The 22,440-nt window shown below is 41.9% G+C and carries 25 protein-coding genes; all 25 read right to left on the reverse strand.

Annotated features, from left to right (window positions below; genetic code table 11):
• Positions 1 to 19: 19 nt before the first annotated feature.
• A complete protein-coding gene (locus C6Y06_RS10345; protein WP_066030680.1) occupies positions 20 to 1,120 on the reverse strand; it encodes a Rap family tetratricopeptide repeat protein in 1,101 nt (366 codons plus the stop codon).
• Positions 1,121 to 1,575: 455 nt separating this feature from the next.
• A complete protein-coding gene (gene spo0A / locus C6Y06_RS10355) occupies positions 1,576 to 2,379 on the reverse strand; it encodes a sporulation transcription factor Spo0A (protein WP_012010520.1) in 804 nt (267 codons plus the stop codon).
• A 285-nt stretch (positions 2,380 to 2,664) separates the two neighbouring features.
• The gene (spoIVB, locus tag C6Y06_RS10360) at positions 2,665 to 3,942 is read right to left on the reverse strand and encodes a SpoIVB peptidase (RefSeq protein ID WP_034661244.1); all 1,278 of its coding nucleotides are present in this window, start codon (positions 3,940 to 3,942) and stop codon (positions 2,665 to 2,667) included.
• A 198-nt stretch (positions 3,943 to 4,140) separates the two neighbouring features.
• The gene (gene recN, locus C6Y06_RS10365) at positions 4,141 to 5,874 is read right to left on the reverse strand and encodes a DNA repair protein RecN (protein ID WP_060596818.1); all 1,734 of its coding nucleotides are present in this window, start codon (positions 5,872 to 5,874) and stop codon (positions 4,141 to 4,143) included.
• A gap of 33 nt (positions 5,875 to 5,907) precedes the next feature.
• The gene (ahrC, locus tag C6Y06_RS10370; RefSeq protein WP_034661246.1) at positions 5,908 to 6,357 is read right to left on the reverse strand and encodes a transcriptional regulator AhrC/ArgR; all 450 of its coding nucleotides are present in this window, start codon (positions 6,355 to 6,357) and stop codon (positions 5,908 to 5,910) included.
• Positions 6,358 to 6,519: 162 nt separating this feature from the next.
• Positions 6,520 to 7,374: a TlyA family RNA methyltransferase gene (locus C6Y06_RS10375; protein WP_060596819.1), complete on the reverse strand. Its 855-nt coding sequence runs from the start codon at positions 7,372 to 7,374 to the stop codon at positions 6,520 to 6,522.
• On the reverse strand, positions 7,371 to 9,272 hold the full coding sequence (dxs, locus tag C6Y06_RS10380) for a 1-deoxy-D-xylulose-5-phosphate synthase (protein WP_060596820.1): 1,902 nt from the start codon (positions 9,270 to 9,272) through the stop codon (positions 7,371 to 7,373). Before dxs ends, C6Y06_RS10375 begins: the two co-directional genes overlap by 4 nt.
• A gap of 150 nt (positions 9,273 to 9,422) precedes the next feature.
• A complete protein-coding gene (locus tag C6Y06_RS10385) occupies positions 9,423 to 10,319 on the reverse strand; it encodes a polyprenyl synthetase family protein (RefSeq protein WP_189288356.1) in 897 nt (298 codons plus the stop codon).
• Positions 10,303 to 10,563 carry an exodeoxyribonuclease VII small subunit gene (locus C6Y06_RS10390; RefSeq protein WP_003215880.1) on the reverse strand — a complete coding sequence of 87 codons (261 nt, stop codon included), beginning with the start codon at positions 10,561 to 10,563 and terminating at the stop codon, positions 10,303 to 10,305. Before C6Y06_RS10390 ends, C6Y06_RS10385 begins: the two co-directional genes overlap by 17 nt.
• The gene (gene xseA, locus C6Y06_RS10395) at positions 10,560 to 11,906 is read right to left on the reverse strand and encodes an exodeoxyribonuclease VII large subunit (RefSeq protein WP_106031011.1); all 1,347 of its coding nucleotides are present in this window, start codon (positions 11,904 to 11,906) and stop codon (positions 10,560 to 10,562) included. Before xseA ends, C6Y06_RS10390 begins: the two co-directional genes overlap by 4 nt.
• 70 nt (positions 11,907 to 11,976) lie before the next feature.
• Entirely contained in the window at positions 11,977 to 12,828 is an 852-nt protein-coding gene (gene folD, locus C6Y06_RS10400) for a bifunctional methylenetetrahydrofolate dehydrogenase/methenyltetrahydrofolate cyclohydrolase FolD (RefSeq protein ID WP_106031010.1), read from the reverse strand.
• Positions 12,829 to 12,839: 11 nt separating this feature from the next.
• Positions 12,840 to 13,235 (reverse strand): transcription antitermination factor NusB, encoded by a 396-nt coding sequence (gene nusB / locus C6Y06_RS10405; protein ID WP_034661255.1) that lies wholly within the window; start codon positions 13,233 to 13,235, stop codon positions 12,840 to 12,842.
• A gap of 211 nt (positions 13,236 to 13,446) precedes the next feature.
• Positions 13,447 to 13,854 carry an Asp23/Gls24 family envelope stress response protein gene (locus C6Y06_RS10410; RefSeq protein ID WP_034661256.1) on the reverse strand — a complete coding sequence of 136 codons (408 nt, stop codon included), beginning with the start codon at positions 13,852 to 13,854 and terminating at the stop codon, positions 13,447 to 13,449.
• A 25-nt stretch (positions 13,855 to 13,879) separates the two neighbouring features.
• Entirely contained in the window at positions 13,880 to 15,229 is a 1,350-nt protein-coding gene (gene accC / locus C6Y06_RS10415; protein ID WP_066030675.1) for an acetyl-CoA carboxylase biotin carboxylase subunit, read from the reverse strand.
• Between the two features lie 11 nt (positions 15,230 to 15,240).
• Positions 15,241 to 15,717, reverse strand: a complete 477-nt coding sequence (gene accB / locus C6Y06_RS10420) for an acetyl-CoA carboxylase biotin carboxyl carrier protein (RefSeq protein ID WP_034661259.1) — start codon at positions 15,715 to 15,717, stop codon at positions 15,241 to 15,243.
• Positions 15,718 to 15,911: 194 nt separating this feature from the next.
• Positions 15,912 to 16,544 carry a SpoIIIAH-like family protein gene (locus C6Y06_RS10425; RefSeq protein ID WP_189288360.1) on the reverse strand — a complete coding sequence of 211 codons (633 nt, stop codon included), beginning with the start codon at positions 16,542 to 16,544 and terminating at the stop codon, positions 15,912 to 15,914.
• Positions 16,544 to 17,215 carry a stage III sporulation protein AG gene (spoIIIAG, locus tag C6Y06_RS10430; RefSeq protein WP_034661260.1) on the reverse strand — a complete coding sequence of 224 codons (672 nt, stop codon included), beginning with the start codon at positions 17,213 to 17,215 and terminating at the stop codon, positions 16,544 to 16,546. The genes C6Y06_RS10425 and spoIIIAG overlap by 1 nt, the downstream gene beginning before the upstream one ends.
• A complete protein-coding gene (gene spoIIIAF, locus C6Y06_RS10435) occupies positions 17,208 to 17,840 on the reverse strand; it encodes a stage III sporulation protein AF (RefSeq protein WP_060596824.1) in 633 nt (210 codons plus the stop codon). The genes spoIIIAG and spoIIIAF overlap by 8 nt, the downstream gene beginning before the upstream one ends.
• Positions 17,841 to 17,854: 14 nt before the next feature.
• The gene (gene spoIIIAE, locus C6Y06_RS10440; RefSeq protein WP_034661263.1) at positions 17,855 to 19,048 is read right to left on the reverse strand and encodes a stage III sporulation protein AE; all 1,194 of its coding nucleotides are present in this window, start codon (positions 19,046 to 19,048) and stop codon (positions 17,855 to 17,857) included.
• Between the two features lie 19 nt (positions 19,049 to 19,067).
• Positions 19,068 to 19,481 (reverse strand): stage III sporulation protein AD, encoded by a 414-nt coding sequence (gene spoIIIAD / locus C6Y06_RS10445; protein WP_087978339.1) that lies wholly within the window; start codon positions 19,479 to 19,481, stop codon positions 19,068 to 19,070.
• A complete protein-coding gene (gene spoIIIAC, locus C6Y06_RS10450; protein ID WP_003153142.1) occupies positions 19,478 to 19,684 on the reverse strand; it encodes a stage III sporulation protein AC in 207 nt (68 codons plus the stop codon). The genes spoIIIAD and spoIIIAC overlap by 4 nt, the downstream gene beginning before the upstream one ends.
• A gap of 19 nt (positions 19,685 to 19,703) precedes the next feature.
• Positions 19,704 to 20,219 carry a stage III sporulation protein SpoIIIAB gene (spoIIIAB, locus tag C6Y06_RS10455; protein WP_034661265.1) on the reverse strand — a complete coding sequence of 172 codons (516 nt, stop codon included), beginning with the start codon at positions 20,217 to 20,219 and terminating at the stop codon, positions 19,704 to 19,706.
• Positions 20,213 to 21,136: a stage III sporulation protein AA gene (spoIIIAA, locus tag C6Y06_RS10460; RefSeq protein WP_106036853.1), complete on the reverse strand. Its 924-nt coding sequence runs from the start codon at positions 21,134 to 21,136 to the stop codon at positions 20,213 to 20,215. The genes spoIIIAB and spoIIIAA overlap by 7 nt, the downstream gene beginning before the upstream one ends.
• 66 nt (positions 21,137 to 21,202) lie before the next feature.
• Positions 21,203 to 21,487 carry a YqhV family protein gene (locus tag C6Y06_RS10465; RefSeq protein WP_066030673.1) on the reverse strand — a complete coding sequence of 95 codons (285 nt, stop codon included), beginning with the start codon at positions 21,485 to 21,487 and terminating at the stop codon, positions 21,203 to 21,205.
• A gap of 382 nt (positions 21,488 to 21,869) precedes the next feature.
• Positions 21,870 to 22,427, reverse strand: a complete 558-nt coding sequence (efp, locus tag C6Y06_RS10475) for an elongation factor P (RefSeq protein WP_012010541.1) — start codon at positions 22,425 to 22,427, stop codon at positions 21,870 to 21,872.
• Between the last annotated feature and the right edge of the window lie 13 nt (positions 22,428 to 22,440).

A 22,440-nucleotide genomic window follows, 5' to 3' on the forward strand; every position in this document is an offset into this window, starting at 1 on the left:
ACACCTAACAACAACTTTTTCATAAGATAACCTCCACTTTCTTTTGAAGTATTTGTGCATCGAATTTCTTTTCAAGAAAACGAATGGCGTTTTGATAGTCATTTCGTTCCTTGAAGTATTTCGATATTTGTTCAGACAAATCCTCAAGCTCCACATATAATCTATTTTTTTCTATGTAGTCTAATTTTTCAGAGAATACGTCTGCTGCTCCACTATTTTCGCACATCAAATCCAAAATTTCAAATTTTACTATATATTCATTATTTTGGATATCGCAGCTATACTGAATACCCTCTTTAATATATTCCTTCGCCTCTTGATCTCCTAGATGAACCAAGGCATTTGCCAGAACATATAAAGATTGGATGTAATAATGGCTATTGTCACGGTGAATTTGAATGCCCATCCCTTTTTTGGCATATTGTGCGCTTTTTTCATAATCAGGCTTCGCATAATAAAGAACGGCTAAATTGTGATAGCATTTCCCAATCAGCACTTCATTGTTAATGCGTTTACTTTTCTCAAGTGCTTCTTGGTATTTTTCTTCTGCTTCTTCAAATTGAAACAAATCAATACAATTACTTGCATGTAAAATCAAACTGTCAATCGCCTGCGCTGTATACTCTTCATGCGCTTTGAACGTATCGATGGCTTTTTTAATATGATTAATGGATATGAAATTTTGTTTCAGTTCGTAATAGATTGAAGCAACCTTATGGTGAAAAGTTCCTACTTCCAGGTCTTCATTCACACGTTTTAGGCGCTGTTCTGCAATTTTGTAAAAACTGATGGCTTCATCATACTTTTTCACATATGCAGCATATTGGCCTTTGTAAAAGTAAAAATAAAAATTAATAATGTCATCTGCTTTCTCATCGAGCGTTCCGACACTCTTCATAATGTGATTGGCTTTTTCAATATTTCCAAGTAACATTTCATGTCTGCCATTAACAAGCTGATAATAAAGGAGAACTTCACGGTCTTCATCTGTATTTTTTAGCAAATTCTGAATTTTCTCTTTATAGACAGCAGATTTTTCTAGGTCATTCTGAGAAATGACCCTCGTCCACTTGCTAATTTCGTTCGCTACCTCAGCAGAGTGGATTTTCAGCTTTCCCATAACCTCACCCTCTTCTTCTCATTATTATAGCATAGTAAAAGAATGTGAAAATTATTAAATTCGACAATGGGAATATTCAGTTCAAATGGCACAATCTCTAAGAAGCCAGTGACTTTAAAACGCCAACCAATCAGGTCAATAGAAATAGAACTTTCGATCTTATTTGCTTTATTTACCAAATCCATCAGACCTTTTCCTCTCATCCTTTTCCTTACGAATGAGCTTTTTCTTCTTCTATTTGAAGACCAAACAATTGATTGGCGTAGCTGATTACCACTAATTTATGACATACCCATTTCTTTCATGCTTTATTTTTCATTTTATTCCGAAAATAAAGCAAGCCGAGTTGTCCAAATGAAACAATAAGATGATTGTATCAATACAACCAATTTTTAACAATATTTTTCGAAATAAAAAAACGCCTCTTTGCAGAAACGTTTTTTTAAGAGAATGAACTAGCTAGCTCTATGCTCTAAGCGCAGACGATCAGCCACCATAGCAATAAATTCAGAATTGGTTGGTTTCGCTTTAGACATGCTGACTGTATAACCAAAGAGTGAGGAAATGGAATCGATGTTTCCTCTGCTCCAAGCAACTTCAATCGCATGACGAATCGCTCGTTCTACCCTGCTGGCAGTCGTGTTAAATTTCTTCGCGATGTCTGGGTACAACACTTTTGTGATGCTTCCGAGAAGCTCAATGTCATTGTACACCATCGAAATCGCTTCTCTTAAGTATAAATATCCTTTAATATGAGCGGGTACGCCAATCTCATGAATAATCGTCGTAATGCTCGCATCTAAGTTTTTACGTTTCGGTTCAGGTTTGTTCCGAAGGACACTGTTTTGGATAGATGAAGATCGATGTGTGACTTGTGTGCCGTTTCCACTGACTTGACGAATATGACCGACTAGGTTTTCCATATCAAATGGCTTTAAGATGAAATAGGATGCGCCCAAATCAACTGCTTTTTTCGTGACATCTTCTTGTCCAAACGCCGTTAGCATAATCACACTTGGCTGTTTGGTCATGTCATTGTTTTCACGGAGGCGTTCCAGTACAGCAAGACCGTCTAAATGAGGCATGATAATATCTAAGAGGAGAACGTCGGGCTCTTTATCTTTAAATAATGTCAGACATTCCTGACCATTATACGCCACGCCAAGTACTTCCATATCTTCCTGTCCCTCAATATACTCTGTCAAAAGGCCAACAAGCTCTCGATTGTCATCAGCTACACACACTTTAATTTTCTCCACGTTCTTTCCTCCCCAATGTCGATTCCTTTAGTCTTTTGCATTTCTCTTCTGAGTGTTCAATTCGACAAAACCATGCTATCCCCTTTAAAAAACTTTAATTTTCCGAATAATAGAGCATTATCTAGCTTTTTCTACGTTTTTCTTAACGAATCGACGATTATTGCAATTTGACAACATACTATTTTCCATTTTGTCGAAAAATCTCTTTTTCCTTATTTTATAACATGATGGCAGAGAAAGAAAGGGGAGAAAAAAACTGCCGGGAGATTCGCGGCAGTTTGATGATCAGCTTGCTTTTTTGTTTTTTTGATAAAGATCGATTCCTGCTTCTGACAGCATCCATTCAATGTGTACGCCGTACCCGCTTGTCGGATCATTGACAAATACGTGTGTGACCGCTCCAATGACCTTTCCGTTTTGGATGATGGGGCTTCCGCTCATGCCTTGGACGATACCGCCCGTTTTACTTAAAAGACGTTCATCTGTTATCTTCAATACCATCCCTTTTGTTGCCGGGAATTTCTGCGGTGTCGTGCTGACGATTTTAATATCAAACTTCTCCACTTTATCATGATCCACAACGGTTAAAATTTCTGCTGGACCTTCTTTTACTTCATTTGATAAAGCGACTGGAAGCGGTTTGTCTGATACATGATTTTCAAGCTTTTCGGTTAACGTACCAAAGATACCAAATGGGCTGTTGCGGGAGATATCCCCTATCGTTTTTCGTTCGGAAGAGAATCTCGCCAATTTTTCTCCAGGGTTGCCTCCTGTGCCTTTTTCAATTGATGTCACGGTTGATCTGACAATTTCACCATTGTTGACAACGATTGGTTTTTTTGTATCCATGTCAGAAATCACATGCCCAAGGGCACCATATTTTTTAGAAGATGGTTCAAAGAAGGTCATCGTGCCGATTCCTGCTGCGGAATCTCGAATGTAAAGACCAATTCGATAGGTGCCTTCACTTGCATCTTTTGCGGGTGTTAATGTTGTTTGAAAGGTTTTATGGTCTCTTTTTATGAGTAAACGAAGCGTTTCACCTGTTTTTCCTGCTTTCTGGATAAATGGGGTGAGGTCATTCATTTTCTCCATCTTTTGACCATTGATTTCAATGATCATATCCCCTGATTGAATGCCTGCGGCTTCGCCTGGTGATTTTTTGCCGTCTGCTGTTGTGATTTGATGAAAACCTACAACGAGAACTCCTACAGAGTGGAGCTTGACGCCAATGGATTGTCCTCCAGGAACTACTTTTAATTCAGGGAGAACGTCGACTTTTGTTTTCTTAATAGGAAATCCTTTAAAATCATAAACAATTTCGGCTTTTCCCGCCTTTTGTCCTGTCACTTCAAGCTGATTCTTTTTCTCTGAAAGACTAAAGGCTTGTGAAGAAGCATTGGCTGACGCTTCTATTGATGTGTCAATTGAGTGCTTCTGTTTTTCAAATACAGCAACATTTGTTGGAATGCTGATGTATTCCTTCACTATGCTCATAAACCCTGTACTTATTAAAGAAACAAGGAGAATCACACCAATGGCTTTTCTCATCTTTTCGGGCATTCATTTTTCACTCTCCTCGCTCCTTACCCACACCAGAACACTCATGTTTTGGCTACATCTTTACTTTTGCCTTCTTCGCTAGGATTTATAACCGGCACCTATAGAAAATGATTGGATAAATTGATAAAAGAAAAAGACGATTTCACGGGTATATACAGCGATTTTGACACAATATAAAAAAGGCAGCTGATTTTTCAGCTACCCTGTTGTTTTGACATCATTTGCTTGATGAAGCAATTCTTTTGCGTGCTGTTTTGTCAGCTCAGTGACTTCCACACCCGCAATCATCCTGCCAATTTCACTCACTTTTTCTTCATGACTTAATGGTTTGACGCTTGTCAGTGTTCTGCCGGCTTTAGAGCGTTTAGAAATGAAGAGATGCGTGTCAGCCATTGCTGCTACTTGCGGGAGGTGCGTAATGCAGAGCACTTGTGAGCCAGCCGCCACTTTGTAAATTTTTTCGGCAATCGCCTGTGCCACTCTGCCGCTTACGCCCGTATCCACCTCATCGAAAATAATGGACGTGACTTCTTGTTTGGCTGAGAAAATACTTTTCACGGCGAGCATGACACGTGAAATTTCTCCACCCGAGGCAACTTTTGATAAAGATTTCATCGGTTCGCCAGGATTAGTAGAGATCACAAATTGAGCTTGGTCGATTCCGTTTTTTCCAAGCTGGACGGGCTTTCCATCTAGCAGCGGATTATCCGTGCTGCTAAAAGGCGCATACCGAATGGAAAAGGATGTATCAAACGTTGACTTCTCCATATACAAATCTTTTAGTTCTGTTTGAATTTGCTTCGCTAGTTTTTTCGCCCATTTTTTACGAAGCTCTGAAACGTTAAGTGCTTCAAGCAGGGCATCACGGCTCATTGCATCCAGTTTGTTTTTAAGCGTCTGCAGGTGGCTGTCTCGATTTTGAATTTGATCTATTTCTTCTTCTATCTTCGCCGCATACTCCAAAATTTCCTCAACCGTTGTCCCATATTTTCGTTTTAACTGCTTCATTTCATTCAGCCTAGATTCAATAAAATCAAGACGTGCTGGGTCGAACTCTAATTGATCCAACATGCTTCGCATTTGGAACGTCGAATCCTCTAATAAGTAATAGGAGTTCGACACTTGTTCGGATAGCTTTTTCAGATCGTCGTTGATCTCAGAAACCTGCTCGAGCTCGCTTGATGACATGCCAACCCAATCAAGTCCTCCCTGCTCATTGCGCAAGGCATTATATGCGTTTTGAAGTGAGGAAAAGATTTTTTCGTAGTTGCTGATCTGATGGCGCTCTTCTTGAAGCTTCTCATCTTCTCCCGGCTCTAATTGTGCCGCTTCAATCTCCTCTAGCTGAAATTGCAGTAAATCTAACCGGTGCACCATCTCTTGCTCATTCTCAGAGAGCTGTTTTAGCTTTTGGGCTGTCTTTGTATATTGCTCATATGCTTCTTGATATTGTGACAAAGCAGGTGCAATTTCTTCTGCTCCAAATTGATCGAGCAAATGCAGATGATTTTCATCCTCCATCAATAACTGGTTATCGTGCTGCCCATGTATATCGAGCAAAAGGCGTCCTACCTCGCGTAAAAGTGAGATCGTGACAAGTTTGCCATTGATGCGGCAGATGCTTTTTCCGTTATTGTTAATATCACGGCGAAGAATCATCATTTCATCCGATGCGTCAATTCCCTGCTCTTCGCATAAAGCAAATACAGGGTGATCGGCTGGCACAAGAAAAAGCCCCTCCAGCTCTGCCTTTTTTTCACCATAACGAACAAATTCAGACGACCCTCTCCCTCCTACAAGAAGTGAGACTGCGTCAATCATGATGGATTTTCCAGCACCTGTTTCCCCTGTTAGGACTGTGAGTCCTTTTTCAAACGAAACCGTTAACTCTTCAATGATTGCAAAGTTTTTAATGGTTAGTTCTGCTAACACTCATTTGACACCTCTTTTTGTAAACCTGATTCTTTATAGAAGCTCTAAAATTTTGCTCGAAACTGTCTCCGTATCATCTGGTGTGCGGCAAATGATCAAAATGGTATCATCTCCGCAAATGGTTCCCATGATTTCTTCCCAATCTAAATTATCCATTAAAGCCCCAATGGCCTGAGCATTACCGGGCATGGTTTTGAGGACGATTAAATGACTGGCAGCATCCATTTTGATAAATGCATCCATTAAGGATCGCTTCAGTTTAGACAGCGGGTTAAACCGCTGATCCGCAGGAAGACTGTATTTATATGTTCCATTGTTCGTCGGCACTTTCACTAAATGTAATTCTTTAATATCTCTTGAAACGGTCGCTTGTGTGATGTTATATCCATCGGCTTTTAAAATATCGACTAGTTCATCCTGTGTTTCAATCTCTTGGCCCGCAATGATTTCCCTAATCTTAATATGCCTTTGACCTTTATTCATGTTTGACCCCCCTAGGCGTTTGATCTCAGTTTGTCTTTACGTTCTATGTTATATGAACCACAGTTCAAAAAACAAGCATTACGTGAGAATCGGTCAATTCTCGTCTTTTGACCATGTAAAAAGGAATAATAGCGAGCTATTATTCCTTTTGTTTCGATGATCTCATGTGTCAGCCGGCTCAGGGCTGTTTTTCTTTTCTTTCAATACAGAATGGGCTTCCTTGACGACCTTTTCAAGCTCTGAAGCCGGAAGTGCCGCATTCTCTTCTTGATCGGAATGAAGCACTAAATGAAGAAGGAACTCAATATTCCCGTCTCCACCAGTAATAGGCGAAAATGATACATCCTTTACATCATAGCCTTCTTTTGCAGCAAACTGATTCATCTCTTCCAGTACACCGAGGTGGACGGACGGATCTCGCACAATGCCTTTTTTCCCAACAAGCTCTCTGCCTGCTTCAAATTGAGGCTTGACGAGTGCAATACAGTCTCCGCCTGGGACAAGAATGTGCTTTAAAGCCGGCAGGATGAGTTTAAGTGAAATAAAAGAGACATCAATTGATGCTACTTCTGGCAACCCTTCAGTAAAATCTGCTGGGACGGAGTGACGGAAATTGGTGCGCTCCATGACGATTACCCTGTCATCCTGCCTTAATTTCCACGCAAGCTGATTGTAGCCAACATCAACAGCATATGATTTGACCGCTCCATTTTGAAGAGCACAATCTGTAAATCCGCCTGTTGATGAACCAATATCGATTAGCAATTTCCCTTCAACGGTTAAGTCGAATTCTTTGAGTGCTTTTTCGAGCTTTAACCCGCCGCGGCTCACATATTTCAGAGGGTTCCCCTTCACAGTGAGCGGAGTATCACGAGCGATTTTCTCTCCTGGTTTATCCAAACGGTTTTCATTTGAGTAAACGATCCCTGCCATGATGGCACGCTTTGCTTTCTCTCTCGTTTCCATTAGTCCTTGTTCGACTAATAAAACGTCAAGTCGTTCTTTCTTTGATGTCATGATCCAATTCCTTTTCTTGGTGCTGCGGGAAGCAGGTCACGTAAAGAGTCAGCAACGTGTGCTTTCGTCAGACCAATTTCTTCAAGCAGGGCATCAACACTTCCATGCTCAATAAATTCATCTGGAATGCCCATACGCTCTACTTTGATATGAGATGCTTTCTTATCGTGTATATATTCTAAGACGCTGCTGCCAAATCCGCCTTGGAGCACAGCTTCTTCAATCGTTAAAATCGGAATACCTTCAGAAAGAATGTCATTTAACATCGCTTCATCAAGAGGCTTAATAAAACGAGCATTGACGACACGAATTGATTTCCCTTCTTTTTGAAGTTCTTCTGCTGCTTGAAGCGCCATTTTAATCGTAGTACCAAATGTTAAAATGACAGCGTCCTTCCCTGGACGAAGAACCTCCCAGGACCCAATCGGAATGGTTTTCAGCTGTTCATCCATTTTGACACCCAGCCCATTACCGCGCGGGAAACGCATAGCAATAGGACCGTCATCGTACTGAATGGCTGTATTGACCATGTGCTGTCCTTCATTTTCATCTTTTGGCATCATAAGTACCATATTCGGCATATGACGCATAAAAGCAATATCAAACACACCTTGATGGGTTTCTCCATCTGCACCGACAAGTCCCGCACGATCAATGCCAATAAATACGTTGAGGTTCTGACGGCAAATATCGTGCAGCACTTGGTCATAGGCTCTTTGCAGGAACGTTGAATAAATCGCTAAAAATGGCTTCATGTCCTGCGTCGCAAGCCCAGCTGCCATTGTGGCTGCATGCTGTTCGGCAATTCCTACATCAAACATCCGCTCTGGAAATTCCTTCGCAAAGCCTTCAAGCTTTGAACCAACAGGCATCGCAGGCGTGATCGCAACAATCCGCTCATCTTCCCGCGCCAGCTTTCTGACCGTTTCACTGACGAGACCACTCCAAGACGGAGCTGCTGCTGCCGGTTTTACAAAATCACCGGTATCGATTTTGTATGGACCAGTACCGTGCCAAGTCCCGATTTTATCGGATTCTGCCGGTTGATAGCCTTTTCCTTTTTTCGTAATGACATGCAGAAGAACTGGACCTTTTGTTTTCTTTGCATATTCAAGATTTTCAAAAAGATCTTCATACGAATGTCCGTCTACAGGACCTAAGTAAGTAAATCCCATTTCCTCAAAAAACATGCCAGATACAAGTAAATATTTGAGGCTGTCTTTGATACGCTCTGCTGTGGCAGCAAGCTTTCCGCCTACAGCTGGAATGCGCTTGAATAAATATTCGAGCTCGTCCTTTACCCATTGGTATTTGCCTGCTGTACGTAATCTGCCAAGCATTGTGTGAATCGCACCAACGTTTGGTGCAATACTCATTTCATTGTCGTTTAATATGACAATCATATCTTTCTTTTCATCACCGATATGATTCAAAGCTTCCAGCGCCATCCCTCCGGTTAGTGCACCGTCTCCGATAATCGGCAGGATATATTCATCTGTCCCTTTAATATCACGCGCTGCCGCCATACCCATCGCACCAGATAACGAGGTTGAACTGTGACCTGTCTCCCAAACGTCATGTTCGCTTTCATTTCGTTTAGGAAAACCGCAAAGCCCTTTATATTGACGAAGTGTATCAAACTCCGACCCTCTTCCCGTTAACAGCTTATGAACGTAAGACTGATGTCCAACATCCCAGAGGAATTTGTCTTTTGGGCTGTCAAATACTTTATGAAGCGCAACAGTCAGTTCAACGACTCCCAGGTTCGGACCGATATGCCCGCCAGAGTTAGCTAAGGACTCAATTAAAAACATGCGAATGTCAGCGCTAAGCTCCTCTAATTCTGCATTTGACATTCCTTTTAGAAACGTTGGATTTTTTATTGATAAAAGATCCAATTAGGATCAACTCGCTTTCAACAAAATTTCTATATACAGCTATAATGCCTTATTCCTTTGAAAACCAATAGGGAATAAGAGTTGTCTCATCATAATAAACTGTTTACAGTTTACCACAATTGCTCGAGGACCCTCAAATCTAGGCTGTTTTTAATGATCTCTTGAGGCAATTAGATCACATAAATCATGCAGCAATTGCTGCTCTAATTGAAGATTTGAGACAATTTCTTTTGCACGTGTGATGTGCTCATGCAGTTTTTCTTTTGCTCCTGAAAGCGTTAATAAAGAAGGATATGTCGACTTTTCATTTGCTGTATCAGAGCCGACCCGTTTGCCGATTTTTTCTTCGTTTCCTTCAAGATCTAAAATGTCATCACGGATTTGAAACGCAATGCCAATATGATAGCTGAATTCCCTTAGCTTTTCGATATCGTCATCTGATGCTCCTGCCAGCATTGCACCTGCCGCGACGCTGAACGTAAGAAGCTTTCCTGTTTTACGGGCGTGAATGGATTCTAGTTCAGCAAGCGATACTTGTTTTTGCTCTGCTTCCATGTCGTCAAATTGACCGCCAACCATTCCTAGTGCACCTGCTGACTTTACAAGCTCCTCTACAATTCTGAGCTTTTGGTCAGCTGAGACGCTGCTAGACAGCTGTGATGTAATCAGGCGGAAGCTTTCTGTTAAAAGGGCATCACCTGCGAGAACCGCTGTTGCTTCTCCGTACACTTTATGATTTGTCGGTATTCCTCTGCGAAGGTCATCGTCGTCCATGCAAGGAAGGTCGTCATGTATCAATGAATACGTATGAATCATCTCAACTGCACAGCCGACAGGTATACCGTCTTCTTCGTTTTTACCGTAGGCATGTAATAGAGCAAGAACGAGAACAGGTCGAAGCCTTTTCCCGCCCGCTTTAAGAGAATAGAGCATAGAAGATTTCAGGTCTTCTGGAATCGTCAATTCCTGAACATATGTAAATAAATAATCTTCAATGGCCTGTTTTCGTGTTGTTAAAAATTCATTTAAATTACTTGTCACCAGCATCTGCCTCCTTCACTGAGAAGGGAGCCAGCTCACCGTCCTCTTTTAAAATGAAATCCATTTGCTTTTCAACATGCTGTAATTTTTCATGACAAAGCTTCGAAAGGGTCATGCCTTCTTGGAAATAATGAATGGCCTGCTCAAGTGGTACATCTCCTTCCTCGAGCTTTCCCACAATCTCCTCAAGACCTTTCATCGCCTCTTCAAATGTCATTTGTTCTTCTTTTTGTTTATTGGATTCTGTCATGATGATTGCCCCTCCTTCTCAATAACCTCACAAATCAGACGTCCATCTTTCATCGTGATAGTCAGCTGATCCTTCGTCTCTACTTGGTTCACACTTTTTATCAGTTCTTCTTCTTTATAGGCTAAGCTGTAGCCTCTTTCCATCACTTGAAGTGGATTTAATGCATTTAGTTTACCAAGAACCGATTGGAACTGCGAATGAATTGTTTTCATTTGCACATTCATACTGCGGATGAGCTGTTCTGATTCATTGGCGTGGCGTTTTTTCGCCTGAAGCAGCTGCTCTTTAGGATGAAGCGGCTTCAGCCTGTATGTTTGTCTGTCTAGTTGACTGCGTTTTTGCTCAATTTGTCTCGTCAGCTGTTTTTGAAAACGGTCAAATACCAAATCAAATTGCTGCTCTTTTTGCTCCTGTAATCGTTTTGGAAAACGGAAGGCATACGAGGATTGCAGCGCCACAAGACGGTCTTTCGCTTGTGAGGTTTGATTCTTTACCGCTCTTGTCAGCCGTATATCGATTGATTTGATTCGTTCAATTAAATCGGTCGTGCTTGGAACAGCAAGTTCGGCTGCTCCTGTTGGTGTGGGTGCTCTCATGTCTGCAGTGAAATCACTGATCGTAAAGTCTGTTTCGTGCCCAACTGCAGATATGATTGGAATGTCTGATGCGAAGATGGCCCTTGCGACAGCTTCTTCATTAAAGGCCCAAAGTTCTTCAATCGAACCGCCTCCTCTTCCGACAATCAAGACATCACAGAGCTGTTTTTCATTCGCTTCCTTGATCCGTTCTACGATGGAACGGGTCGCATGTTCACCTTGGACAAGCGCCGGAAGCACAATGATTTTCGCCTGCTGATAGCGCCGGTTGATGGTCGTAATGACATCTCGAACAGCAGCTCCTGTTGGAGATGTAATCACACCAACAACCTCTGGATATTCAGGAATTGGTTTTTTATAGCGCGCATCAAATAAGCCTTCACTTGCCAGCTTTTTCTTCAGCTCTTCATAAGCAAGATGAAGAGCACCAACACCATCAGGCTGCATTTCTTTTGCATATAATTGATAGTTGCCGCTTGGTTCATATACTTGAATCCCGCCGCGTACAAACACCTTCATTCCGCTCTTAGGAGAGAAAGGCAGCTTAGACGCAGAGCGCTGGAACATGACAGCTTGCATGCGTGCGTTTTCGTCTTTTAAGGTGAAGTACACATGTCCTCTTGAATGAATCTTTACATTGGATAGCTCACCTTTGATCCAAATATCTTCTAAATGCGGATCAACATCAAATTTTCTTTTTATGTATTTTGTAAGGGCTGTGACCGTCACAAAGGCTTTTTCACTCATGACGTATTCCTCCTCTTCAAAAACGCACATTCATCCACCAGCAGCATGCAGGTGGATGAATGGATAAAGCTTATGCTAATGTACGTTTTGCTGATTTAACCGTATTGTGTGCAAGCATCGTAATCGTCATTGGACCGACTCCGCCAGGGACTGGTGTGATATAAGAAGCTTTTTCTTTTGCCTCTTCAAAATCAACATCTCCAACAAGCTTCCCATTATCTAAACGATTGACTCCTACATCAATAACAATAGCGCCTTCTTTAATTTGGTCAGCTTTAATAAAGTTTGCTCGACCGACGGCAACAACTAAAATGTCCGCTTTCAACGTATGTTCTGAAATATTCACTGTTCTTGAATGGCAATAAGTAACCGTTGCGTTTTCGTTTAACAGCAATTGCCCTACTGGTTTACCGACAATATTGCTGCGTCCCACAACAACGACTTCTTTTCCAGAAAGATTAACACCCGTTTTGTTTAGTAATTCAACAATGCCTGCTGGTGTACATGGAAGGAATGTGTCCTCCCCAAGCAGCATTTTCCCGATATTCAATGGATGGAAACCATCAACATCTTTTTCAGGTGAAATACGTTCAATAACGGCTTTTTCAGAAATATGTTTTGGCAGTGGAAGCTGAACAAGAATCCCGTGGAATTGGTCGTTCGCATTGTACTGATCAATCAGCTGAAGCAATTCTTCTTCTGTTAAAGAAGCATCTAAATGGTCAAGCTGGAAATGCATCCCCATTGCTTCTGCTGCTTTCTTCTTCCCGCGCACGTAAGAAAGTGAAGCCGGATCATCACCGATTAGAATAACGGCAAGACCAGGTGTGACACCTTTTTGTTTTAGCTCTTCTACTTCTTTTGCTAATTGCTCACGCTTTTCTTTTGCTGTTTCTTTCCCATCGATGATTGTTGCTGTCATGTCGAATCCTCCTATTGCTGCTTTAGGTCGTTTTTAATGTTTGAAAGTACACCATTTACAAATTTCGGTGCTTTATCATCACCGAATAATTTGGCCAATTCAATCGCTTCATTCATCGAAACACTAAGCGGGATATCTTCTTGATACACCATCTCGTACACAGACAGCCTTAAAATGGCTCTGTCTACGTTTGCAATACGATCGAGTTTCCAATTCACTAGATGCTGTGAAATCATGTCATCGAGCTTGTCCTTTTGTTCAAGCACACCGAAAACCAGTTCCTCGAAAAAAGGATCTGATTCTTGTTCATCCAGCGCATGTGTAATGGCCTCTTTCGGATCAATATTGCTCACATCAATTTGAAATAATGTTTGTAGCGCCTTTTCTCTTGCAGTTCTTCTTTTCATTATTTACTCCTTTAACCACTTTATCCGCTTGTCGTTAAGCCATACAGAGATCATAACATATTTTGCCCATGGTCGCACCAAGATCCATGCGAGCTGTGACGAAAAACGAATCAATCAACGCGTGAGATCATTATTATTCGGAAATGACCCAAAAATGGGCTTTAAAAAACCAAAGAGGCAATGCCTCCTTGGTTTCACTTGAACTCTTTTTTTACATTTCTTGATCTACTTCAGCCTCAGATGCTTTAGTATCAAATTGAATACCAACGACATGAATATTGATTTCATTAATCGTCAAGGCAGTCATGTTCAAAAGAGTTTGACGGATATTTTCTTGGACAGCAGTGGATACCTTTGGAATGGATAGGCCAAATTGAACCACACAGTATACATCGATTGTGATGCCTTCATCAGAGACATCTACTTTCACACCTTTACGGTGATTTTTCTTACCAAAGCGTTCTGCTACATCAGCAGCGAAATTGCCGCGCATTTCGGCAATGCCTTCGACTTCTGAAGCGGCGATCCCAGCAATGACCTCAATCACTTCTGGTGCAATTTGCACTTTTCCCAATTGATCTTCATCAAGGTTCATTTCAAGCAAATTGTTTTCTGACACGATCATTCACCTCCGAAAGCTATGATTATTTCATGATTTGGTATGTTTCTAAAAACTTCGTATTAAAATTACCGCTCACAAATGTTTCATGCTCAAGCAATCTTAGATGGAATGGGATCGTTGTGTAGACTCCTTCAATGACGAATTCTTGAAGCGCGCGTTTCATTCTCGCAATCGCTTCTTCTCTCGTCTTACCATATGTGATCACCTTTGCAATCATACTATCGTAATATGGCGGAATCACATAGCCCGGATAAGCGGCAGAATCAACACGTACTCCTAGACCGCCTGGCGGAAGATACATTTTAATTTCACCAGCTGATGGCATGAAGTTTTTCTCTGGGTTCTCTGCATTAATACGGCATTCGATCGCCCATCCTGCATATACGACATCCTCTTGTGTAAGAGAAAGTTTTTCACCTGATGCAACTTTAATTTGTTCTTTGATCAAGTCAACACCTGTGACCATTTCTGTTACAGGATGCTCTACTTGAATACGGGTATTCATTTCCATGAAGTAGAATTTCTCTTCATTATAATCATAAATGAATTCGACTGTTCCAGCACCAGTGTATTCAACAGCTTCTGCTGCTTTTACGGCTGCTTCACCCATTTGCTCACGGATGTCTGCATTCAGCGCTGGTGATGGCGTTTCTTCAAGAAGCTTTTGCATTCTTCTTTGGATCGAGCAATCACGCTCTCCTAAGTGAATGGTATGGCCATGCTGATCTGCAAGCACTTGGATTTCCACGTGTCTAAAGTCTTCAATGAACTTCTCTAAATAGACGCCAGGGTTACCAAAGTTTTGCGCTGCTTCCTGCTGCGTGATGGTAACACCATTAATGAGCTCTTCTTCGGTACGAGCCACACGGATTCCTTTACCGCCTCCGCCGGCAGTTGCTTTAATAATGACAGGATACCCAATACTTGCTGCTGTTGAAACAGCATCATCAAGATCTTTTACAATTCCTTGAGAACCAGGAACAATCGGAACCCCGGCATTTTTCATTGTTTCCCTTGCGACATCTTTCGTTCCCATTTTGGAAATCGCTGACGCAGTTGGACCAACAAAGATGACATTGCATTCCTCGCAAAGCTCTGCAAAGTCTGCATTTTCAGCAAGGAAGCCGTATCCTGGATGGATGGCATCTGTCCCTGTTAATTTTGCTACACTGACAATATTCGTGACATTTAAATAACTATCTTTTGAAGCAGTCGGTCCGATGCAATATGCTTCATCAGCCATTTGAACATGAAGCGCATCGCGATCCGCTTCAGAAAATACCGCAACTGTTTCAATTCCAAGCTCTTTACAAGCGCGGATAATTCTAACTGCGATTTCTCCTCTGTTTGCAATTAATAGCTTTTTAATCATGATCGTACTCCTTACTCTGCTTTCACTAGAAAGAGGGGTTGTCCGAATTCTACAAGCTGACCGTTCTCAGCTAATACTTCGACGATTTCACCTTTTACTTCTGCTTCGATTTCATTAAACAGTTTCATCGCTTCTACGATGCACACAACTGTGTTTTCCTTCACCTTAGAACCTGTTGTCACGTATGGACCTGCTTCTGGTGAAGATGAAGCATAAAATGTGCCAACCATTGGGGATGTGATTTTATGCAGATTTTCAGACGCAGCTGCCTCTTGTGCAGGGGCTTCGGTCTGAGCTGGAGCTTGTGCTTTAGGAGCTTGTTGAGCTGGAGCTGCTTGGACAGGAGCCACTGGTGCCGCAACTTGCTGAACGACTTCTTTATTTTTCTTCAGTTTGATTTTTGCACCTTCGTTTTCGTACGTAAATTCATCAATTGTAGATTCGTCAATTAATTTAATCAGTTCATGAATTTCTTCAATTTTTAACATGGATTTGCACCCCTATGTATGGATTTATCTTTTTCTTATAGGCTAGTACTAAAAGTACATACTATAACCATCTTACAGGAGGATTTCAATGAATTCAACTACTATTGTGGCGAAGCGCCTCGCGAAAGCACCTTGGAGAGGGCGCCAAACCGCATCAAAAAACGCCCTTTTCGGCAAGGGCGCCTGTTCATTTTTTATTGATTGGAGGGCTCAAAAGTGACAGCTACGTTATCAAGACCTCTCATTTCTTTTGTGACCATATCAATAATATCGGCCGCTTGGGACTTTGATTTTTTGTCAGAACGAACCGTGATGCTCACTTTATCTCCTTCAGCACTCACTAGCGCATCTTTATATCCTTTTGTTTTAATTAAGGTTTCGAGCTGACGCTCCGTCCCTTCTGCCTCACTAAGCGCTGTCATTTGATCATACGCTTCACTTTTTTCTTGTGCTGTTGCATCATCACTGGATACGATTTCGTTGAACTCTTCGCGCTGTTTGCTTCGTTTATCTTCAAGCTCTAATCTGTATGTTGTAAAAAGCTCATCGTCTGTTTGCTCCGACACAGCCTTTCCTTCTTCACCGCTTGTTTCGATATCCTCTTGTTTGCCATTTGTTTCTTTGTCAGTGAACTTCTCATCAGTGCCTTTTTCCGTTCCTTTGTCCGTCCCTTTTTCTGTTTCAGTCTTTTTCTCTTCCGTTCCTTTTGATTTCATATCTTCTACTGTCACTGCATTTTCACCTTGTGGAGACATGATATAGTACACACTTAAGACGACAACTAAACTTAGCATCGTTAATAGCCAAACCGTTTGTTTTTTTAACATCATTCCGAATCCTCCTTGATTTTTTTAGGGGCAACAGCCACTCTATGGCTCGGTACATCAAGCACTCGTGTAACCGCTTCAATGATGGTTTTCTTTATTTGAACGTTGTCTACTCCTTGAGCAACAACGAGGACACCGCGAATATCTGGTTTTTTCGTTTGAACCACTACAGGTGTTTCTTCATTGCCATTTTTGATGATGACAATTTCTTCTTCTTTTGTTTGATCAGTGACACTTCGCACGCCGCCTTCTTTATCTGTTTCCTCGGTCGTTGTGCTTTTATTGGATTTGTTTTTTTCAAACACTTTTAAAGAAGTTGCGTCTACATTGACCACAATCGATACATCCTCAACGCCAATGATGGTCTCTAAAATTTCTTTCAGCTGATTTTCGTATTCTTGCTCCACATCCTCAATCGAATTCTTTGATTTACTTGACGATGCCGGCTTGAATACCTCCTGCTCTTGTGAGGATGTTTTTTTAGAAGCAGGAACAGCAGCCTGTTCTTTGCTTGATGGCGGTGACAAGATCTGACTGACTAACATGAAAGATACGCCGATGATGAATACAAGCAGCAAGTAATGGTGCTTCGTTAATTTTGGTTTCCCTTCACCTTTTTCAGGCGGCTGCAAGAATGATTTCAGCTTTTGTTTCCAGTCCTTGTTATTCATGATCTGCTGCGTCACCTCCCTCAATGTTCAGCGCAATGTGCTCAGGACTCGTATTCCAAACATCAGCAAGTGTCTCTTTCAACCTCGTGATCTCTTTGCTAGAAGATTCAGCGCTTTCCTCCTTTTGCGTGGAGAGATCAATGTCCACCTTTGCCACCGTTTCTACAGCATCACCTGTGAGCGGGGAAAGAACTGCTTTGATGCGAAATTGATCCGCCTCCATATTCTGATCCAGGTGCTCCTCATCTGCCAGCACTTCTACGTGTTTCATTTCATAGCTCTCCTTCTCCAGTGGCTCCTTTGCGCTTTTTTCTAGTTGGACAGCCATTTGCTTTAAAATATATGCACGCTGAGAGGCTTGTATTTCTTTTTTTTCTAAATTCATCTGATTTTTTATTTCTTCTGACTGTGCTTCTTCCTTCCCCTTCATCAATTCCGAAAAAATTTGGTCAGGGTCTGCCCGAAATAAAGCAAAGATCGGATTGAGCATCACCACAATCAGCAGCAGGCTGACGACCATTTTGGCATACTTTTGCATGCTTGAATTGGGAAGCAGAAGATCAATGACAATCGCAAATAAGATAAAGAGAATAATACTTGTGATCCATTCCGTGAGAAAACTCAAAAGGTGTCCCCTCCTTACTTCATCATCATGGTCAAGTTGCCAGCAGTGATAATGACGGTAATGCTTAAAAAGAACATGAGCGACACGACAGCAAGTGCGGCAAAGATATAAAGAACACTTTTTGAAATGACATCAAGACAGCTGATGATCGGTCCGCCTCCTAATGGCTGAAGAATGGCTGCGGCAAGCTTATATATAAGGGCTAGCGAGAGCACTTTAATCGCCGGGAAGGCGGCAATTGAAATGAGAATGGCAACGCCAACAAGTCCGACCGTATTTTTGAGTAACACAGAGGCACTGATCACGGTATCCGTCGCATCTGTAAACATTCTGCCAAGGACAGGGATGAAATTTCCGGTAATAAATTTGGCTGTACGAAGAGCGATTCCATCCGTAATTGCAGCAGATGCACCTTGCACAGAAATGACGCCAAGAAAGACAGTTAAAAAAACGGCTAACCCGCCTATCGCCACATTTCTTAACAGCTGGGCAAGCTGGGTGACCTTGTATTGTTCGGTCAGCGTACTGACAATGCTCAATATCGCAGATAAAAAGATAAGGGGAAGAACGACATATTGAATAAAAACGCCGCTCGTATTCATCAAAAATAAAATAACGGGATGAAAGAATCCGGCTGAGACAAGCCCGCCTGATGAAGCAATAAGTGCTAATAAAAGAGGAATAAGAGCAAGAATAAAACTGGTCATCGTTTGAATGGCTTCTGTTGCATAAGAAATCGCCACATGAAAGCTGTTGAGTGCAATAATGATCAGCACCATATAAACAAGAGCGTATGCGACTTTACTGACGGTGCTTTGCTCAAACGCATTCTGCAAAAGCTGCAAAAGCGAACAAAAGATGGTGAGTAAAATCAGTGTACCTAGGAGCTTTCCGTTTGCTATCACCTCGTGAAAAAGATAATGAACAAAGGCTTTCAGCCATGTTTGGGGAGACAGCTCTTTATCGCCATCAATCATTTCCTTCACTGTGCCTTTTTGGCTTTCTGGCAGAAAGCCGCCATACTCGTCCAATATGGTTTCCCAAAAGTCATTGATGGATTGAAGCTCTAGTGCATCAGCCTGTCCATTCGCCACTTCTTCTGCTGCTGGTTCTTCATTTGATAAAGGTACTTTCTCTTCTGCACCTGCATGCGGAGCGATCAGCCAGAAGAAAAGCATCAGTCCCATAACAGCTGTCACCCGTTTCATTGTCATCACCTCTTTTCAATTACGTCATGGACGGGATCATACCTAAGATGGTCTCAATGATGACTGTTAAAATAGGGACTGCCATGACCAAGATGAGAATTTTGCCGCCAAGCTCTATTTTTGATGCAATGGCGCCTTGTCCAGCATCTTTTGTCAGCTGGGCGCCGAATTCTGCAATATAGGCAATGCCAATAATTTTTAAAATGGTTTCAACATACTTCATATTGACGCCGGCGCTTGCCGCAATTTTTTCAATCATCGAGATAATGGCATAGATTTGATCAATTAAATAAAGAAAAATCACACATCCTGTAAAAACAACAAGCATAAAGGCGAAGGTCGGCTTTTGTTCTTTGACGATTAATGCTAAAAAAGTAGCGATTAAACCAAGTCCAACAATTTGTATGATTTCGATTTGTAAGCCCTCCCCTATCCTTGAAATAGAAATACGGCTTTAATCTTTTTAAACAAATCATCTACAATGGTTGCCACCATAAACAAAATGTAGATAAACCCAAGCAGCGTGACCCACTGAGCGTACTCCTTTTTCCCCATTTGATCTAAAATCGTATGGAGGAATGCCACAACGATGCCTACTCCCGCAATTTGAAAAATGACGTTTACATCAACGCCCATGCTCTCGACTCCCTTCCTCTCACATCAATAAAAGAATCAGTAGTAATCCGCTTAAAAATCCGAGACTTCTGACCATTTTTTCATTTTTCGCTTGGGCAATTTCAGCTTCCTTCTCCTCCGATTCCAAATGACCTAAAGCAAGCTTGATATACTTTTGCTGAGACGTGACATCATGCTGGCCAAGTGTTTCTCCAAAGTGCTTCAGTGCCTCATATTCGCCTTTTTTCAAAACGGTTTTTTTCCAAACATCCTCAAGACTCTCATTCCATGCATGCCGTGCCGAAAAAGTTCCGACTTTGAGTTTTTCTGCAAATTGTTCAAATAACCGATTCACAGGAGGACCTACTTGCGACGCAATTTGCTCTGCAGCCCGCGCTAGAGGCGTTTGCCCATACATAATTTCAGCTTCAAGAGACTGGAGCGCAAACCGAAGCTGCCGAATTTGTTTCGGCCGGTCGCTATATCGTTTGGCAAACTCGAACCCTCCCCAAGTCGTAGCCGCGACAATCAAGATAGCGCCAATGAGCTTTAACATACGTCCACTCCCCGCCTCCATTTCATCTCTTGTCCGTCTTGGTCATATATCCGCCTAATCGTGCCGGGACCATTCTTGCGATTTAATTCAACATATCGTTCAAATACTCGAAGCTCCCATAACGGCTTCAATGATGGGCGTCTATACACATCTTCAAGTGAATAGCCATGAACTGAGACGATAATGGTGACTCCGGCATGAATCGCTTCTAAAAGTGCCTGTACATCCTCGCTTTTTCCGATTTCATCGACAATCATGACCTCTGGACTCATAGATCGAATCATCATCATCAAACCTTCAGCCTTTGGACACGCATCGAGCACATCAACCCGGTGTCCAAACTGGTGCTGCGGCACCCCTCTTATACACCCAGCGATTTCGGAACGCTCATCTATAATGCCTGTTTTTTTAGGAGGAATTGCTTTTGTGCCAGTACTAGCCAGTCTTGCTACATCCCGCAATAATGTCGTTTTCCCTGTTTGCGGTGGACCGATGATGAGTGTATTGCACCAGTGCTCGTCATATAAATAAGGAAGAAAGGGAAGCGCAATCCCGATTTTTTCTTTTGCGATGCGGATATTAAATGAAGAGATATCTCTTAATCCTTTGACAATGCCGTTTTCAACGATCACCTTTCCTGCAATTCCCACCCGGTGTCCGCCAGATATGGTGATGTAGCCTTGCTTTAGCTCCTCTTCAAGTGTGTACATGCTGTAATTGCTCAGCCTGCCTAATAGCTGAGACGCATCTTCTCCTGTTGTGCGATAAGAAAGAAAGCGCGGTTTTCCTCTTTGCATCAATTCAATAGGACGATCCGTGCGAATGCGGATTTCTTCTATTTGATCCCATTCTGCTTCTTTTAGCAGTCTAAGTTCTTGTCCAATCGAGTGCGGGAGAATATCCAACAAACTCCGCAACGAATTCCCCTCCTTTTTTTCTTCTCTAAAATGTATGATGGGAGCCGTTAATTATGCCAAGCCGTTTCACTTATAGATCCCAACAAGAATAAACACGACACCAATGAAAATAAAGACGAGCTTGGCATAGGATAACTGCCCTGCAATTTGATAGATTCCAATCGTCATCGTGATAATAAAAATGAGCGGCCCAATGATCGCCAATATACTATTGATGACAACCGCTTTTCGAACGTCATTTGTGACTAAAATGAGGATGGCGGCCGTCAGTTCAATCGCTGCCGATAAGAACCTCATGCCGGCCATTGCAGCTACTGACGGATGGATGCCTGGGAAAAGAAATGGTTTCATATAGAACCTCCAGCTTTTTTTACACTATATGCTTGTCTAGATGGAAGTAGTCTTGTTTTTCAGAAAGGAAAAGAGATGAATGAGAGAATTGAGAGAAGGTCTGCCTTTTGAGGAGTCTTACATGTTTTACAATAAAAAAAGACTGTAAACACGACGTTTACAGTCAAAGCGTGTAGACAAACCCTCGCATTCGGTGTCAGTCCTGCGCGCCGATGCTCACGAATGGCAAATTCGCTCCGCTTCGGTGCTCGTCCTTCCTAGACTTCAAAGGTTTTCTATCACGCTGAAAAGAAGACAAAGGGCTAAAATAAACGTCATTTTAGCCCTTTGTCAACAATCTAAAAAGACTGTAAACACGAGGTTTACAGTCTTTCTTCGTTCATTACGCTCTTGACACGTATGAACCGTCTGATGTATTAATGACTAGTTTATCTCCTTGGTTCACAAAGAAAGGAACGTTGACGATTAAACCAGTTTCAGTTTTTGCAGGTTTTGAGCCACCTGATGTTGTGTCACCTTTAATACCAGGCTCTGTTTCTACTACTTCTAGTTCTACCGTGTTTGGAAGTTCTACTCCAAGTGTTTCAGCACCGTACATCACAATTTGAACTGACATATTTTCTAGCAAATATTTCAGCTCATCTTTAATTTGTGTTTCACTTAGTTCAAGCTGCTCATAAGAACTTGTATCCATGAAGACATGCTGGTCGCCATTTGCGTACAAGTACTGCATTGTTTTTGTTTCAATTTGAGCTTTCGCTACTTTTTCGCCTGCACGGAATGTTTTTTCTTGAATGGCACCAGTACGCAGGTTACGCAGTTTCGAACGAACAAACGCTGCGCCTTTCCCTGGCTTTACGTGTTGGAAATCCACTACACGCCAAATACCGCCGTCCACTTCAATTGTCAGGCCTGTACGAAAATCGTTTACTGAAATCATTTTGTCATCCTCC

It is taken from the genome of Bacillus sp. MZGC1, assembly GCF_002998605.1.
GTDB lineage: Bacteria > Bacillota > Bacilli > Bacillales > Bacillaceae > Bacillus.